Annotated in this window: 11 protein-coding genes and 1 pseudogene; 6 read left to right on the forward strand and 6 right to left on the reverse strand. The window is 70.7% G+C overall.

All coding sequences use genetic code 11. The annotated features are described in order from the left end of the window. A pseudogene (locus ISP_RS08225) lies at positions 1–435 on the reverse strand (Crp/Fnr family transcriptional regulator); the annotation flags it as partial. A gap of 425 nt (positions 436–860) precedes the next feature. Between ISP_RS08225 and ISP_RS08230 the strand changes: the two are divergent. Continuing rightward, positions 861–1,628 (forward strand): bestrophin-like domain, encoded by a 768-nt coding sequence (locus tag ISP_RS08230; protein ID WP_013223420.1) that lies wholly within the window; start codon positions 861–863, stop codon positions 1,626–1,628. Further along, positions 1,625–2,932, forward strand: coding sequence for a DUF6923 family protein (locus tag ISP_RS08235; protein ID WP_013223421.1), 1,308 nt, complete (start codon positions 1,625–1,627; stop codon positions 2,930–2,932). Before ISP_RS08230 ends, ISP_RS08235 begins: the two co-directional genes overlap by 4 nt. A gap of 6 nt (positions 2,933–2,938) precedes the next feature. On the opposite strand, the gene ISP_RS08240 is transcribed toward ISP_RS08235, so the two are convergent. After that, the gene (locus ISP_RS08240) at positions 2,939–3,955 is read right to left on the reverse strand and encodes an autoinducer 2 ABC transporter substrate-binding protein (RefSeq protein WP_176742142.1); all 1,017 of its coding nucleotides are present in this window, start codon (positions 3,953–3,955) and stop codon (positions 2,939–2,941) included. Positions 3,956–4,215: 260 nt separating this feature from the next. Here ISP_RS08240 and ISP_RS08245 point away from each other — a divergent pair, with 260 nt between their 5' ends. Further along, positions 4,216–4,671, forward strand: a complete 456-nt coding sequence (locus tag ISP_RS08245) for a DUF4396 domain-containing protein (RefSeq protein ID WP_014466680.1) — start codon at positions 4,216–4,218, stop codon at positions 4,669–4,671. Between the two features lie 37 nt (positions 4,672–4,708). Here the strand turns inward: ISP_RS08245 and ISP_RS08250 are convergent, their stop codons facing one another. The 3 genes from ISP_RS08250 to ISP_RS08260 form a co-directional block, all read right to left on the reverse strand. Then, complete coding sequence (locus ISP_RS08250; RefSeq protein ID WP_013223424.1) at positions 4,709–5,956, reverse strand: glycoside hydrolase family protein; 1,248 nt, start codon at positions 5,954–5,956, stop codon at positions 4,709–4,711. A 217-nt stretch (positions 5,957–6,173) separates the two neighbouring features. Continuing rightward, on the reverse strand, positions 6,174–7,397 hold the full coding sequence (locus tag ISP_RS08255; RefSeq protein WP_013223425.1) for a hypothetical protein: 1,224 nt from the start codon (positions 7,395–7,397) through the stop codon (positions 6,174–6,176). Between the two features lie 519 nt (positions 7,398–7,916). Then, positions 7,917–10,853, reverse strand: a complete 2,937-nt coding sequence (locus tag ISP_RS08260) for an AfsR/SARP family transcriptional regulator (protein WP_013223426.1) — start codon at positions 10,851–10,853, stop codon at positions 7,917–7,919. 111 nt (positions 10,854–10,964) lie between these two features. On the opposite strand from ISP_RS08260, the gene ISP_RS08265 reads away from it, so the two are divergent. The 3 genes from ISP_RS08265 (at position 10,965) to ISP_RS08275 (ending at position 15,022) form a co-directional block, all read left to right on the forward strand. Further along, positions 10,965–11,621, forward strand: a complete 657-nt coding sequence (locus ISP_RS08265) for a hypothetical protein (RefSeq protein ID WP_034284436.1) — start codon at positions 10,965–10,967, stop codon at positions 11,619–11,621. Between the two features lie 31 nt (positions 11,622–11,652). Continuing rightward, on the forward strand, positions 11,653–13,224 hold the full coding sequence (locus ISP_RS08270) for an alkaline phosphatase D family protein (protein ID WP_013223428.1): 1,572 nt from the start codon (positions 11,653–11,655) through the stop codon (positions 13,222–13,224). Between the two features lie 316 nt (positions 13,225–13,540). Beyond that, a complete protein-coding gene (locus tag ISP_RS08275) occupies positions 13,541–15,022 on the forward strand; it encodes a glycoside hydrolase family 28 protein (RefSeq protein ID WP_013223429.1) in 1,482 nt (493 codons plus the stop codon). A gap of 176 nt (positions 15,023–15,198) precedes the next feature. Here the strand turns inward: ISP_RS08275 and ISP_RS08280 are convergent, their stop codons facing one another. Next, complete coding sequence (locus tag ISP_RS08280) at positions 15,199–16,386, reverse strand: glycoside hydrolase family 88/105 protein (protein WP_013223430.1); 1,188 nt, start codon at positions 16,384–16,386, stop codon at positions 15,199–15,201. Positions 16,387–16,589: the final 203 nt, after the last annotated feature.

Below are 16,589 nucleotides of genomic sequence, written 5' to 3' on the forward strand. Positions count from 1 at the left end.
GCCGAATTCGACGAGGGCGTCGCCGGGGGCGTATTCGTGTTGGGTGAAGCGGTCGGCGAGTTCGGTGAGGACGTCTTCGTCGTCGTAGCCGCGTAGGGGGGCGAGTTCGCCGAGTTCGGGGGGGATGACGCGGACGTGGGCGCCGGTGGTGGTGAAGGTGACGCGGCCGTCGCCGACGGCGTAGGAGAGGCGGCGGTTGACGCGGTAGGCGCCGGCGGCGACGTCGACCCAGGGGAGGAGTTTGAGCAGCCAGCGGGAGGAGATGCCCTGCATCTGGGGGACGGATTTGGTGGTGGTGGCCAGTGTCCGGGCCGCCGCCCGTCCCAGGCTCGACGGTGCCTGCTCGGATTCCACCGGGTCGGTGACAGTCACAACGAGGACCACCCAATCATTCGCGTTCGGCACGTGCGGCGTCCCGGCCGGCACGCCGGTCATGATCTTTTATTGCTGATATCCGCCTGGTTTTGCGGCTCCGCCGAATCAACATAGCAACGGCGTCCCGTCGCACAATGACACGATCGGGGTCATCGGCGAAAATCACCTGTTCGACCTGGGTGGGTTTCGGGTGGCGTCCCGCGGAGGGGGCGGACCGGATGCGGTGACTGCCTGTTCCTGAGCGTCACCCGGTCGGGAAGGTCCAGCTCTGCACCGGCCTGCCGTGATCGCCGTGCGGAACGGAGAAAGGGTCCCGGAGGCCCGGTAACTGCGCCGAACCGGCGACGAGCGCGGATTTTTACGGCCACTCGGATGAATTCCGCCGTTGCTGTTGTCGGCCCGTAAATGGGTGACTAACTTGAGCGGTCCCGGCCGTGGAATGCGCCGGGCAGTGCTTCCCGCGCTTCGCGGGCGAAAGGACCCGGATGAACATCTTCGTGGCCGGCAGTCTCTGGGTGGCCGGTGCGGCCTGCGTCGGCGGCCTGATCGCCTACCTGGTCCGCCGGTTCGGCCGGGACGACGAAGGGCGGCCCGGCAACAACGACGCGGCCGGTCAGGTGTTCACCATCGTCGGCGGGCTGCACGCGGTCCTGGTCGCCTTCGTCCTCATCTCGCTGTACGACTCGGTCAGCACCGTGAGCCAGACCGCGCAGAGCGAAGCCGACAGCCTGGTCGCGGCCAGCTGGGCGGCCGACGCGCTGCCCGAGGCGACGAAGGACCGGGTGCACCAGCTCGCCGCGGCCTACGCGCGCACGGTCGAAGAGCAGGAGTGGCCGCGCCTGGCCGACGGCGGCGAGGTCCCCGCCACGGGTGCTTCGCAGCTCGACCAGATGCGCCAGGCGGTGGCCGAAGCCCCGGCCGACGACGACTGGCTGCTGGACCGCAAGACCGAGGCGAGCAACCAGCTCTGGTCGGTCTACCAGGCCCGGCAGCAGCGGCTGGCCCACTCCGGCGCCGGCGGGGTCGGCGCGGTCGTCTGGTTCGCGCTGATCCTCGGCAGCCTGATCACGGCCATCCTGCTGCCCAACCTGTTCGGCGGCACGCGGCTGGCCGCGCACATCGTCATCGTGTCCACCCTGGCCGGCACGATCACGTTGCTGCTGTTCGCGATCTACCAGCTGCAGAACCCGTTCAGCGGCGGCGTCAGCGTGCCCCCCGAGGCGTTCACCTCGGCGCTGGCCAGGCTGGTTTGACCGGCACGCGGATCCGCTGGGCGGCCGCGTTCGGCGTGGCCGCGGCGGTTTCGGCGCTGCTGGCGGCCTCGGGCTGGCTCGCGCCCCCGGCGTCCCACCTCACGGTGGCGCGGGAGCCGGCCGGCTGCACGATCCTGCAGGCGGAGAACGAACGCAGCGGCGCACCGACGACGCTGCGGCTGCTCTCGCTGCCCGGCGGCGTCACGCGGCGGGTGAGCCAGGCCGGGTACTGGATCAACGCGATGGGCTACTCCGCGGCGCAGAACGTGGTCTACGGCGTCGCCGACGGCACCCGCGCCGGCCGGTACCACGGCGCGCACGCGGTGCGGATCGACGCCGCCGGCGTGGTCACCGACCTGGGCGTGATCGGCCGGGCCGGCGCGCCGAAACCGGTGTGGAGCCCGGTCACCGGGGCCACCGCGGGTGCGGTCGACGGCGCCCGCTGGTACGTCCGGCAGGGCAGCGATCTGTACACAGTGGACATCGACCCGGCCGGCGCGGACTACCTGCGGGTGGTGCACCGGACGTCGCTGCGGCCGGTGTCGCTCGCCATCGGCGTCGACGACTTCGCCGTCGACCCGGCGGACGGGCTCCTGTACGGCGTCTCGGCGACTTCGCGCGGGGACAGCTCGGTGGTCACCCTCGACCCGGCGAGCGGGAAGGTCGCGGTGGTGCCCGGGCTCCGGTTCCCCGAAGGCGGCGCGTACGGGTCGGTGGTGCTCGCCCCCGGCGCGATCTACGCCACGGCCAACCAAGCCGGCCGGCGCAGCGCCACGTTCCGCTTACCGCGGGACGGCTCGGGCCCGGCGACGGAGGTCGCGACCGGGCCACCGCTGGTGAGCGGCGATGCGGCCGGCTGCCTCGCCGAGCCGCCGGCACGTCCGCCGACGACGTCACCTCCGCCGACGACGCCCCCGGGGCAGTCGTCACCACCCCCGACGACGCCTCCGGGGCAGTCGTCGGAGCCGCCGCCGCCCCGGACCGAGACGCCGTCACCTGAGCCGTCGCCGGAGCCGCCCCCGCCGCCGCCACCGGTGGAGCAGCCCGTCGTCCTGCCCCCGGCCCCGGTGCCGGCACCCACGCCTCCGGCGGTGGTGACGCCCCCGCCGTCCACCCCGGCCCCGTCACCTCCGCCGCCGGCCCCGCCGACGACGCACCACGCGCGTCCGGAGGAGAAGACCGAGCCGGTGGCCCAGGACACCGGACGACGGCGGACCCAGGAGAAACGCCGCTGGGGGCTGACGGCGCTGATCCTCGTGCTCGGCGGGGGTGCGGCGGCCGCCCACGGGCGCCGGCACCGGTGAGCCCGGTCAGTACTTGAACTGGTCGACGTTGTCGGCGGTGATGAGCAGCGGGTCGCCCAGCAGGACGGTCTTCGCCGCGGCGTCGTACTTCACCGCCGGCAGCTCCAGGCTCACCTTGTTGACCGGGCCCAGTGGCTTGCCGTCGACGACCTGCTTCGCCGTCCACGCGGTCAGGTAGCCCAGCGACTCGACGTTCCACAGCACCGACTGCGAGCACGCGCCCTTGAGGAGGAACGGCTTGATCGCCTGCGGCGTCCCGACACCGACGGTGAACACCCGGCCGATCTTCTGTTCGTCGTCGACGGCCTTCGCGACGCCGGGCGCGGACGTCGTGCACTCGCCGATCAGCCCGGTCAGGCCGGGATGGCCGGCCATGAGCTGCTTGGCCAGCGCCGTCGCGGCTTCTACGTCTTCGCCCGCGTACACGGTGTCGACGAGCTCCGCCTTCGGGTAGTGCGCCGCCGCGTACTCCTTCTGCACCGCGATCCACGAGTTGAGGTTCGCCGCGGCCGGTCCGCAGGAGACGATCGCGTACTGGCCGGTGCCGCCGGTCTTGGCCATCAGCGCGTCGACGAGCGCGGTGCCGATGCCCTGCGCGCTGGCCTGGTTGACGAACACCTCACGCTGCGTGCCCGGCGCGTCGGTGTCCGAGGTGAGCACGTGGATGCCCTTGGCCCGGGCCTCGGCGATCACGCCCGCGAGCGCGGCCGGGTCGTTCGGGGCCACGACGATGACGTCGACCTTCTTCGCGATCAGGTCGCGCATGATCGTCACCTGCGCGGCCGGGTCGACGGTGGCCGGGCCGGTCGAGTGCCACGCCAGCCCCAGCTGTTTCGCCGCCTCGAGCCCGCCGTTGTCCATCGCCTCGAAGTACGGGATGCCGCGGACCTTGGGCACGAACTCGACCCGGGTCGGCGACGGCGCGGGCGCGCTGCCCAGCTGGTCCGAGCAGCCTCCGAGCGTGAGCGCCGCGACCAGCGGCACCGTCGCGACCAGCCGGAAGGTCTTCGTCGGCCCTCGCATCTCCACCCGTTCCTCAGGCAATTCGATCAGTTCGATGGGTCTGCCCATGGTGGAGACCAAGGGCGAACGTAGGGCCCCGGGTAACTGTGGTCAACGGGATGTGCGCAAAGGGTTACGAAAGTGAGCTCTGCTTCGAGGGCGTCCGGAGGTGGAAGCCCTGGCCGGCCGCTTTTGGTCACGTTCCGTAGCAGGCCGCAAGCCCCGGGTGGGGTGACCGGCGAAACGTGCGCGTGGTACCCCCCAGGGGTATCGTTCCGGTCATGAGTGAACAGCACGGGGCTTCGTGGGCGACAGCGATCCAAGCGACTCTGCACTGCCTGACCGGCTGTGCCATCGGTGAGGTGCTCGGCATGGTGCTGGGCACGGCGTTCGGCCTGCACAACGCGGCGACCGTGGTCCTGTCGATCGTGCTGGCCTTCGTCTTCGGGTACGGCCTGACCATGCGGGGCGTGCTGAAGTCGGGGCTCGGCGCGGCGGCGGCGTTCAAGGTTGCGCTGGCCGCGGACACCGTGTCGATCGCCGTGATGGAGCTGATCGACAACACCGTGGTCGTGGCGATCCCGGGCGCGATGAACGCCGGGCTGGCCGGCTTCCTGTTCTGGCTGTCGCTGGCGCTCTCGCTGGCGATCGCGTTCGTCGTCACGGTGCCGGTCAACAAGTGGATGATCGGGCGCGGCCTCGGCCACGCCAAGGTGCACGCGCACCACCAGCACTGACAGCGCGTCCGGGGAGGTGGCGGCCTCCCCGGAGGCACTACACGCTCGAAAGGTCGATCGCGCGGTCCACCTTGCGCCGGTCGAGCACCCGCAGGATGCCTTCCAGCAGGTAGTAGTCGGCGTAGGGCAGCGACACCTCGACGCCGTCCTCGTTCGGCCGGTTGCGGGTGCAGCGCGCGACGCTCGCCTCGGCGCGGGTGGACTTCGTCGTCAGGCACGTCCGAGACACCGCGGTGAGAATCCTCAGCGCGCTTTCGCGGTAGTGCGGGCGGTGCGTGAGTTCGGCGAGATCCAGCAGACCGCACGCCATGATCACGCCGGCGGAGGCGTCCTTGACGTCGTCGGGCGCCTGCGGGGCCAGGTAGTCCCACACGGGCACGTGATCGGGCGTCAGCTGGGACAGCGCGAAGTCCGCGAGCCGCCGGGCGGTGGTCAGGAACTCCGGGTCGCCGGTGCGCCGGTGGATGGTCGTGAACCCGTAGACGCCCCAGGCCTGCCCGCGCGACCAGCACGACGTGGGGCTGTAGCCCTGCACCGTGTTCGGCCCGATCGGCGCGCCGGTGACCGGGTCGAAGTCGAACACGTGCGGGGTCGACCCGTCGGGGCGAGGGAAGTGCTGCTGTGCCGTCTTCGCGTGCGCGGCGGCGATTTCGAGGTACTTCGGGTCCCCGGTCTGCGCACTGGCGAACGCGAGCAGGTCCAGGTTCATCATCGTGTCCATGATGACCCGGCCGGCGTTGTTCGGGTCGGACAGCGCACCCCAGGCGCGGATGAACCGGCCCGCGGGGTTGTAGCGCTTGATCAGCGACGACGCGGCCTGCACCGCGCCGGCCTTCCACTTCTCGTCGCCGGTGAGCCGCCAGGCGGTCACCCACGAGGGGGAGAAGAGGAAGCCGAGGTCGTGCGTGCCCGTGTCGTTCTGCCGCGGCGCGAGTTTCTCGGCGGAAGCCAGTGCGAGGGTTTTGAATTGCTCCTCGCCGCTGTGCAGCCAGGCCAGCCACAACTGGCCGGGCCAGAATCCGCCGACCCAGTCGCCGTTCTGCGAATAGGTCCATTTCTCGAACTTCGTGCCGACCGGAAACGCGGTGACGCCGGGGGCCACTGCGCGGAGCTTGGCCACCGCGTAATCGGCCGCTTGGCGGAGCGTCCGGGTGGCCGAGGCCAGGTCGGGGTGGTCGGGGGTGGCCGCGACGGTGCCTGCGGCGGCGGCCGTCGAGGTGCTGGCGCCCACCGCCACCGCGGCACCGGCCGCGGTGGTCAGCAGGGTTCTCCGGGAAACGCTCACAGGTGCCCGCCATTCCGTGAATCCGTGGGGAGGAGAGTGCCCGGAATTTTTGCACGCCCGGCGGGCGGTTGTACACCCGGCGGAAGCCTGTTCACGCTTGTGAATTGTGTGCCGCTGAGTGGAATGGCGGGGAAATGGGCGAAGGCCCGGCGGGGGACACCGGGCCTTCGCGTTATCGCGGGGGTGAGGGCAGTCGACCCCCGCGATGATCGGGGGTTCAGCAGTGCGGGGCGACGGGGTCGTCCGAACCGGTCTGGAGGTAGGTGTCCGAGACGTAGTTGTTCGGGCCGATCCGGTCCCAGATGTTGGTGGTGCCGAACTTGCCGGCGACCGTGTCACCCTCGACGTAGCACTCGATGTTCACCTTGGCGTAGTTCGCCGCGAGGCCCTTGATGGCGGCCGAAGTGCTGGCGCTCGCCCGGACGTTCATCGGGTCGCCCGCCGTGCTGACCACGCCGGTCTTGTCGGAGCCGGTCCACAGGTAGGTGACGTTGACGTTGCCGTTGTCCGACATGCCGAGCCCGTCGTAGAAGACGCCGTCGGCGAGGTCGATGCCGGCCGGGTTGCCGACCTTGTAGCCGAGGTCGTCCTTACCGCCGTTGTAGCCGTTGTGGTAGGCGGCGTACGCCTCGGGCTGGCCCTGCGGGAGGTCCTTGTACTCGGCGCGCACCGAGGCCGGGTTCCAGTAGTCGTCCTTGGTGTTCCACGGGCCGACGTCCCACACCGGCGCGTACTCGCACCGGCTGCCGTCGGTCTTGCAGACGCGCACGGTGTAGGTGCCGCTGCCCTTGCCGGCCAGGGCGCGCCCGGACGGCAGCGCGACGAAGTGGTCGCGGCTGGTGATGACGTGGCCGTTGGCGGTCGTCTGCCCGGTCAGGCCTTCCCGGGTGCCGAAGACCTTGTAGGTCAGCGCGGTCGCGGCGGCCAGCGCGTTGACCTGCGGGACGCTGTCGGCGCTGAGCGCGACGCTCTTGACGGAGGGCCGCACGCCGTCGGCGGTGCTGTGCAGGCTGATCCGCACCTGCACCTCGCTCACGGCGCTCTTCAGCGCGGTGCCCGCGGGGGTCCACTCGGTCCAGTCGTTCACGCCGGTCCGGCCGCGGACGTCGACGTCGACCGAGGTGCCCTTGGGGGTGTCGGCGGTCAGTTCGGCGCTGACGCGGTTCGCCGCCGAGCCGAGCCTGTGCTCGGCCGTGGTCAGGCTGCCCTCGCTGCCGGCGAACACGCGTTCGGTTCTGTGCCAGGCGGCGTCGGTCAGCGTCAGCGTGCCACCGGCGCCGGTCACGTTGACGTCGTTGCTGTCCACAGTGGATAGATCGGCGGTCCAGTTGGTGTTGGACGGCGTCGTGGCGGCCTGCGCGGGGGCTCCGGCCAGCGCCGTCACCGCCCCGGCGGCCAGAACCGCCGCGGTTACGCGGCCGGCCTTCATGATCCGGATCATCCCCGGTTCTCCTCTCGCACTTGTTCACTCGAACGTGGAGGAAGACTGACGGGGCGGCGTACATGATCTGTACAAGCGGATTGTGCGCCGGGGGGAAGGTATGTGCGGGCGGTGGTGCGAGTCGTGGTCTGCCGGATTCTCGGCTGCCGGATTCTGCGCTGCCGGATTCTGCGCTGCCGGATTCTCGCCTGCCGGATTCTGCGCTGCCGGATTCTTCCCGCCGGCCCGAACGCCGGATTGTTCAACGGCCGACAGGCCGTGTCAAGGCGGGAAAGCGTGCCTTGACACGGCCTGTCGGCCGCTGAGGCGGCTGCGTATCGGTTCGGCAGGGGGGTGTGGCCGGGGCGGTCCTGTCGGCGGCGGTCGAGCGGAGTTGCCGCGGTGGAGCCGAGTCGGCCGTGGCGGAGCCGAGCTGCCGCGGTGGAGCCGAGTCGGTTGTGGAGCCGAGTCGGCCGCGGTGGGGCCGAGCTGCCGTGGCGGAGCCGAGCTGCCGTGGTGGGCCGAGCTGCCGCGGTGACCTCAGGCCGAAGCTATGTGCGGCCGCGCTTCCACGACGACCGCCGGCTCCTTCGGCCGGGTGGACAGCTCACGCCAGATCGCCAGCGCCCGCTCCGAGTAGTCCCGCGAGCGCTCCGGCTGGGAAAGCGCGCGGTGCAGCTCGCCGAGCAGCTGCGAAACCTCCGCCTCCGATCGGCGGTCGCCGTTGCGGCGGTGCACCGCCAGCGAGTTCACCAGCAGCAGCTGCGCGTGCGCGAAATCCCCGCTGTGCAGGCACAGCTCACCGAGGTTCTGGTTCGCGTACCCCACACAATGGTCGTCACCGAGGTCGGTGAAGATCGCGATGGCCCGGTCGACGTGCTCGCGGGCCGCCGCCAGGTTGCCCTGGTGCTGGAACAGCAGGCCCAGCCGTTTGAGGGCGTGGGCCTCGCGGTGGCGGTCGCCGATCGCGGCCGACAGCTCCAGTGCGTCCGTGATCCAGCGCTTCGCCGCCGCGTAACAGCCCCGGGACATCCACACCGAACCCGCGCCGAGGCGGGCCACCGCTTCGCCGTTCGGGTCGTCGGCCTCGGCGAACAGCTTCAGCGCCTCGTGGCAGTGGTCGAGGGCCAGGTCGTCCTCGCCTTCGATGCGCAGGATCGTCGAGATCCCGGTCAGGGCGACGGCGACGCCCTGGACGTCACCGATCGTGTCGAACAGCTTCTTCGACTCCTCGAACGCCACCCGTGCCTCGGCGTACTCGTCCTGGTAGAGCAGGTACTGCCCGAGGTTGCGCTGGACGATCGCCTCGGCCCGCGTCGAGCCCGTCCGGCGGGCCGCCGCTAGCGCGACCAGGTGCGTGCTGTGCCAGTCGTCCTGCGGGCCCCGCAGATCGAAGTACGGCGTCAGCGCCGAAGCCAGCTGCCAGGCCAGGTCGTCGAAGCCGTGCTGGGCGGCCAGCGAAACCGCCGCGACGGTCGTGTGCCGCTCGGCCGCGAACCACGCGGCCGGGTCTTCGGGCAGCACGCCTTCGGGCACCGCGGGGCGCGGCAGCTCGTCGTCGCAGTACATGCCGAAGAAGTGCAGCGGCATCCGGCGCGCCGCCTCCAGCGCGAGCCCCAGGTACCCCTCCAGCACCCGCCGCAGGCCGGCGCGGGTCTTCGCCGCGTCACTGCGCTCGGCGAGCTCCACCGCGTACACGCGCAGCAGGTCGTGCAACCGGTAGCGCGGCTGGCCGGCCGAATCCGAGCCGACGAGCTCGACGAGGTGGCCGTCGACCAGCACGTCGAGCACCTCGTCGGCGTCGCGGCGGCCCAGTACGGCCGCGACCGCCCACGTCGGGAACTGGACCGGGCCGAGCAGGCCCAGCCCGCGGAAGGCGGTGGCCGCCGACATCGGCAGCAGGTCGTAGGACAGCGTCACGCTCGCACGGACGGCGAGGTCGCCGACGCGCAGCTCGTCGAGCCGGCGGCGCTCGTCACCGAGCCGGTCGGCCAGCAGCCGCAGCGTCCAGCCCGGCCGGTGCGTGAGCTTCGCGCCGGCCACCCGGATCGCCAGCGGCAGGTGCCCGCACTGGCGCAGGATCGCCGCGGCGCTCTCCGGCTCGGCCGCCACCCGCTCGGCGCCGACGATGCCCTCCAGCAGCCGCGCGGCCTCGGCCTCGGGCAGCAGGTCGACGTCCACCGGCTTCGCGCCGGCCAGCCCGGGCAGCCGGATCCGGCTGGTCACCAGCACCGCGCAGGCCCCGGCCCCGGGCAGCAGCGGCCGCACCTGGGCCTCGCTGCCGGCGTCGTCGAGCACGACGCACATCCGGCGCCCGGCCAGCCGCGACCGCAGCAGCGCCGACCGCTCGGCCAGCTCGCGCGGCAGGCCGGCGTCGGGGATGCCCAGCGTGCGCAGCAGCTCGGCGAGCACGCTCATCGGTGCCCGCGGCGACGACGACGTGCCGGCCAGGTCGACGTGCAGCTGGCCGTCGGGGAACTCGTCGCGGACCGCGTGCGCGACCCGGACGGCGACCGCCGACTTGCCGACGCCGGGTGCGCCCGACAGCACGACCACGGCGGGCGTGCCGGCGTCCGCGCGTTCCTGCAGCAGGGTGACGACGTCGCGGATCAGCGCGCCGCGGCCGGTGAAGTCCGGCAGGTCCAGGGGCAGCTGGCAGACCGGGGCGACGTCGGCCGCGCGCGCCGGGGTGAGCACGTTCTCCGGCACCAGCGTCGCGCGCAGCTCGCGCAGCCGGGCGCCCGGTTCGGCGTCGAGCTCCTCGCGCAGGACCCGCTCGGCCGACTCGTACGCCTCGATCGCGTCGCCGGTCCGGCCCGCGGCGCGCAGCGCGACGATCAGCTGCGCCCAGAGCTCCTCGCGCAGCGGGTGCTCGGTGACCAGCCCGCGCAGCTCGGCGATGGCTTCGCCGGAGCGGCCGAGGCCGATCCGCGCGCGGAGCCGCTGTTCCTGCACCGACAGCCGCAGTTCGGTGAGCCGGGCGACGGTCGCGCCCCAGCTGTGGTCGTGCGGCAGGCCTTCGAGGACTTCGCCGCGCCACAGCGCGTCGGCCTTGTCGAGGAGTTTGAGGGCGCCCTCGGCTTCACCGGCGTCGAGCGCTTCCTGCGCTTCGCCGGCCAGGGCGGCGAACGCGAGGTGGTCCAGTTCGTCCGGCGCCGCGGTCAGCAGGTAGCCGGAGGCCCGGCTGCTGATCCGCTCGCCGAGGGCGGGGTCGATTTCGGCGAACCGCCTCCGCAGGGAGTGCACGTACGTGCGGATGTTCGCCGCGGCCGACCGCGGCGCCGATTCCGGCCACAGCACTTCCACCAGCACATCGGTCGAGACGACGACGTTCGGCTGCAGGGCCAGCGCGGCCAGCAGCAGCCGGGGCTTCGGGCCGCCGAGGGCGATCACCCGCCCGGCGGCGGTGACCTCCAGCGGACCGAGGACGCGGATGGTAAGCGAGGTGGTCTCAACCTGCCCGATGAGTTCCCCCATGGCCGGGACTCTAGGACCCGTCCGGCGCAGGGGATAGATCCATTCGGAGTGTCTGTGCGCACACGTGCGCCTTTGTACGGAACGTGTACGGGCCGGCGTCACGCTGCCGCCATGAAGCGTTCGAAACTCCGGCGTATCGCCGGTTCCGGCCTGGTAATGGCCGCGGTGGGCGCGCTCCTGGCCGGTGGCGCGGCCGAAGCGACCGCCGCGGCGAGCGGGACCGTGAAGACCGCGGGTGACCCGCTCAACGTCCGCCGGGCACCCACCGCGGGTGCCACGGCCGTGAAGACCGTCGCGAACGGTGCCACCGTCACCATCGACTGCCAGGTCAACGGCTCTTCGGTGACCGGCACCTACGGCACGGGCACGTTGTGGGACTACGTGCCCGCGCTCGGCGGGTACATCTCGGACACCTACGTCTTCACGAACTCCGACACGCGGGTCGCGCCCGACTGCGGCGTCGGCTCGGGCAGCGGGCAGTGCGCCGACGCCTGCGCGGGTGAGGCGCAGTACCGCTCGTCCGACTCGCACTTCCTGGTCTACGACACGAATTCCGACGGCTACTCCGCGGTGGTCGCCTACTGGCTCAAGGGCGGCGCCGGGCCGTTCTACGTCTGGAACTCCGGCGGCGAGGGCACGAAGGCCGACAAGGCCGTCTCCGTCCCGCACGGCAGCTGGGTCTTCTACAAGGTGTGCGTCGCGAACTACACGACCGCCAAGCCCGACCTGAAGTCCTGCAGCGACGGCATCACCGACTTCGCGGCCTGACCGCGCGTCCACCCCGAGAAAGGGCCTTCCCATGGGTCAGGTCAACCGGCGCAAGGTGCTCCTCGGCGGGCTCGCCGCGGTCACCGCCACCGCGGCTTCGGCGGCGCTGCCGTCGTGGGCGAACGCCCGCACCACGGTGGCCGCCCCCGCCGTCCACGATCCTTTCCAGCTCGGCGTCGCTTCGGGCGATCCGCTGCCCGACAGCGTCGTGCTGTGGACGCGGCTCGCGCCCGCCCCGCTCAGCCCGGACGGCTTCGGCGGCATGCCGGACGCCACGTACGCGGTCGACTGGGAGATCGCGAACGACGCGGCGTTCAGCTCGATCGTGCAGAGCGGCTCGGTGAGCGCGACCCGTGCGTCGGCGCACAGTGTCCACATCGAACCGACCGGGCTGCAGCCCACGCGCGAGTACTTCTACCGCTTCCGCAGTTCCGGCTACCTTTCGCCGGTCGGCCGGACGCGCACCGCGCCCGCCGCCGGTGCCGCGGTCAACCAGCTCAAGTACTGCTTCAGCTCCTGCCAGCACTGGGAGGAGGGCTACTACCACGCGTACAAGGGCATCGTGGCCGACGACCCCGACCTGGTGCTGTTCCTCGGCGACTACATCTACGAAAAGAAGTCGGGGCGGGCCGCGCAGGAGCGCAACCCGCGCAGCCTGGCCTTCACCGAGGACGTCACCACGCTCGCGCAGTACCGCGCCCGCCACGCCCAGCACAAGACCGACGCCGACCTGCAGGCCGCGCACGCGATCGCGCCCTGGATCGTCGTGTTCGACGACCACGAGGTCATGAACAACTGGAACGGCACCACCTCGCCCGCCCCGGCCGCGCGCAAGGCCGCCGGGTTCCAGGCCTTCTACGAGAACACCCCGATCCGGTCGACGGCCAAGCCCGACGGCGCGTCGATCCAGCTGTACCGGCAGCTGATGTGGGGCAACCTGGCCCGCTTCCACATGCTCGACACGCGCCAGTACCGCAGCGCCCAGGTGGCCGACCCGGCCGGCGACGCCGGTCCGGCCTGCACCGACATGCGCAGCACCTCGCGCAGCATCCTCGGCGCCACCGAGGAGGCGTGGCTGCTCAAGCAGTTCGAATCGCACCCGGCGACCTGGGACTTCCTCGGCCAGCAGGTCTTCTTCGCCACGCGGGACGCCGACGGCAACAAGGCCACCTGCGAGGGCAACGACTCCTGGCAGGGCTACGAGGCCTCCCGCAACCGGATCCAGCAGGGCTGGGTCGACCGCAAGGTCGCCAACCCGGTCGTGCTCACCGGCGACGTCCACCGGCACTGGGCCGCCGACCTGCGGCTCGACTACTTCGACCACAGCGACCCGGTCATCGGCTCGGAGCTGGTCACGACGTCGGTGACGAGCAACAGCGACACCGCCGCGGCGCCCAGCGCGGCCTGGTACGCGAACAACCCGCACGTCAAGTACTGCAAGGGCGAGCGCGGCTACGTGCGCGTCACGACCACGCCGTCGCAGATGCGCGCGGACTTCGTGACCACCTCCGACACGAGCGTCTACGACCCGGCGTCGGTGGTGATCAAGAACGACGCGAGCTACGTGGTGCAAGCGGGGAAGCCCGGCCTGCAGAAGGTCTGAAGCCACTCTGGGTGACAGGGGGGCGGCCGAACGGGTGGCACGCCGTCCTCGTCCGGAGCAGTGCCCGCCGGGTACCGCCGATCCTGCCGCTTTCCTGATCCGGACCGGGAAAACGCCTGGGGAACCCGGGCTCGGTGAAGGTAGACTCCGGGAATCCTGAATGGACACCGGGGTCACCGATCACGGGGACCCGCGCCCGACTGGGGGTGGCGCGGGTCCCCGGGCCGGCGATCTTGACATTCCGTTCGGTCCACTCGTAATCTGGGTGTTCCGCCGTCATGCCGAATTTTTCGATTCCATGACAAGGCGGTTGCACGTGAAGAAACTCCTGCTGATCACCTTCGCGGTGGCGGGACTGGTGGTGGCCGGTGCCGGCGTTTCCGTCGCCGCGCCCGGCGGCGTTTACGACGTGAAGGACTACGGCGCCAAGGGAAACGGGTCGGCCAACGATTCCGCCGCCATCGACAAAGCGATCACCGCGGCCAACGCGGCGGGCGGCGGCACCGTCCGGTTCACCTCCGGCACCTACAAGTCGGCGAACACCGTCCACCTCAAGAGCAACGTGACGATCCAGCTCGACGCGGGTGCCACGATCACCGGGTCCAGCGCGGACACCTACGACAAGCCCGAGTCGAACCAGTGGGACGAATACCAGGACTACGGCCACAGCCACTTCCACAACGCCATGTTCTACGGCGACAAGCTGACGAACATCGGCTTCACCGGCGCGGGCACGATCGACGGCGGCGGCAACCTCATCACCGGCAACCCGAAGTCCGGCGAGGCCGACAAGATCCTGTCCCTCACCCGGTGTGACGGGCTGACGCTGTCCGGCGTCAAACTGCGCCGCGGCGGCCACTTCGCGGCCCTGATCAACGGCTGCACGAACGTCGTTTCCGACCACCTGACCATCGACACGGCGAGTGACCGCGACGGCTGGAACATCATCAGCACGACGAACGTCACGATCACGAACGCCACCATCGCGGCGAACGACGACGCACTGGTGTTCAAGAGCGACTACGCGCTCGGCGCGAAACTGCCGAACGGGAACGTCACGGTGAACAACGCGAAACTGTCGGCGCAGTGCTGCAACGCGCTGATGTTCGGGTCCGAGACGTGCGGTGACTTCACCGGCTACCAGTTCTCGGACATCACGATCACCAGCGCGCACAAATCCGGCATCGGCATCGTCTCCATGGACGGCGCCAAGATTTCCGACGTGCACTACCGCAACATCACGATGTCGGGCACGTATTCGCCGATCATGATGAAGATCGGCACGCGCAAACGCTGCGGCAACAACCCCGGCGTCGGGTCGATCAGCGGCATCACGTTCGACAACGTCACCGGCACGCACACCGGCACGAACTTCAGCCCGACGATCTGGGGCGCGGACAGCGGCCACCGCGTCTCCGACGTCACGTTCACCGGCGTGAAGCTGTCGGTGCCCGGCGGCAACGGCACGATGGGCACGGGCGTGCCGAGCAACACCGCGACGGACTACAACCCGAAGAGCATCGGCACCCGCCCGTCGTACGGCTGGTACCTGCACTACGCGGCCGGCATCCGGTTCGTGAACAGCTCGGTGGAGTTCGCCAAGGACGACGGCCGCCCGGCGAGCATCGTCAACAACAGCTCGGACATCACGTTCGACCACTTCACGGCGGAGAAGGGTTCGAAGAGCCCGTTCGACATCGGCTTCCAGTCGGTGACGGGCTACTGCGTCAAGGACTCGGCCACCACCTCGGGCGGCACCCTCCGCATCAACACCACAAGTTCCACCTCAACCTGCTGACCTACATGGACGACACGCGTACCTGACTGGACGACACACCGGGCGGACCTACTCGCCCGGTGTGTCGTCCATCTGCGTACGCGTGTCGTCCGCTCGGGTACGCGCGCCGTCCGTTCCGGGACAGACGAAGGGGCCCCGGCTGGTGAGCCGGGGCCCCTTCTGCGGCGTCACAGGGGTCAGTGCATGTACTGCTCGTTCATGATGAGGAACGCGCCGAGGCCGTGGAAGTCGTTGGTCTTGCGGGCCCGGCCGTAGTAGTAGGACAGGTCACCGACGTTGGTGCCTTCGCAGATGTCGGTGATGTTCGTCAGGCCGTCCGAGCCGACGGAAACCTTGCGAAGCACGCCGGCGTAGCCGCGGTCTGCCACCGCCTGGTAGGACGCCGGCAGGTAGCCGCGCTGGACGCCGCGGGCCATCGTGAACGTGTACATCGACGACGCCGACGTCTCCAGCCAGTTCTTCGAGTCGCCGCCGCGGTCCACCACCTGGTACCAGCGGCCGGTCGAGGCGTCCTGGTACCGCTGGTAACCGGCGGCCAGGAAGTTGACGACGTCGATCAGCGCGGCCCGCCGCGGGTGGTTGGCCGGCAGCACCTCGAGGATGTCGATGGTGGCCATGCCGAACCAGCCGATCGCGCGCGCCCAGTGGTACTTCGAGTGGTGGCCGGTTCCGGACGCCCACGACTCGGAGCCGTCCTCGTCGTAGGCGTGGTACAGCAGGTTCTTCGCCGGTTCGCGCAGATGGCCGAAGTAGACGACGATGTTCTTCGCCGACTCTTCGAAGCAGTAGTCACCGTCGCCGAAGGCCGCGCCGTACAGCGCGAGGAACGGCTGGGCCATGTAGACGCCGTCGCCCCAGAGCTGGCCGACCTTGCTGGTGGCGTGGAACATGCCGCCGTCGGACGTCCGGGGGTAGGACGGGAACCGCTTGCGCAGCTGGTCGGCCGCCGTCTTGTACTTCTTGCGGCCCGTTTCCGCGTACAGCAGCGGCAGCATCTGGCACGAGCGCATCGAGTCCAGGTTGTTGAAGCTGTTGGAGATGCCGCTGTCGGTGATGAACCGGTCGTACCACGCGATGATGTAGTCGAGGTACTTCTTCTCGCCGGTGCGCTTGTAGAACAGGTACTGCCCGTAGAGGTACAGCCCGAGGGTGTAGCCCCAGCCGCCGAGCTTGTCCGGCGTGTAGCGCTTCATCGTCGAGTCGATCACCGCGCGGGACCAGTCCGCCGGCGGCGCCGCGCCGCCGATCGGGGGCAGCCGGTCCGCCGCGCGCGCGAGGGGGCCCGCCGCGGTGAGCGCGCCCAGGGCACCGAGGGTGCCGGCCAGGACCGCGCGCCGGGTCGGGCGAAGGGGGTGTTCGGACATCGTCGTCCCTTTCGTGCACTGGCCCCGCGACGCGGTGGAAGGGTGGCCGGGATGCCGATCCGCCGTCCGTCGGCATCCCGACCAGCTCTGGGGGGCGCGGCGTGCTGCCCGTGTCGCCGGAGCGATGGTCTCGGAAGCGAAAGCGCTTCCGGGGGAAATATCTACTCGCCCCCGGGACGCGGAGTCAAGAGTGATCGGATCTC

It is taken from the genome of Amycolatopsis mediterranei, assembly GCF_026017845.1.
GTDB classification, from domain to species: domain Bacteria; phylum Actinomycetota; class Actinomycetes; order Mycobacteriales; family Pseudonocardiaceae; genus Amycolatopsis; species Amycolatopsis mediterranei.

Bases quoted from the DNA above. Each gene is read 5' to 3' on its own strand.
- ISP_RS08230 (WP_013223420.1), top strand. From the start codon at position 861: ATGAACATCTTCGTGGCCGGCAGTCTCTGGGTGGCCGGTGCGGCCTGC.
- ISP_RS08240 (WP_176742142.1), bottom strand. From the start codon at position 3,955: ATGCGAGGGCCGACGAAGACCTTCCGGCTGGTCGCGACGGTGCCGCTG.
- ISP_RS08245 (WP_014466680.1), top strand. From the start codon at position 4,216: ATGAGTGAACAGCACGGGGCTTCGTGGGCGACAGCGATCCAAGCGACT.
- ISP_RS08255 (WP_013223425.1), bottom strand. From the start codon at position 7,397: ATGATCCGGATCATGAAGGCCGGCCGCGTAACCGCGGCGGTTCTGGCC.
- ISP_RS08260 (WP_013223426.1), bottom strand. From the start codon at position 10,853: ATGGGGGAACTCATCGGGCAGGTTGAGACCACCTCGCTTACCATCCGC.
- ISP_RS08265 (WP_034284436.1), top strand. From the start codon at position 10,965: ATGAAGCGTTCGAAACTCCGGCGTATCGCCGGTTCCGGCCTGGTAATG.
- ISP_RS08270 (WP_013223428.1), top strand. From the start codon at position 11,653: ATGGGTCAGGTCAACCGGCGCAAGGTGCTCCTCGGCGGGCTCGCCGCG.
- ISP_RS08280 (WP_013223430.1), bottom strand. From the start codon at position 16,386: ATGTCCGAACACCCCCTTCGCCCGACCCGGCGCGCGGTCCTGGCCGGC.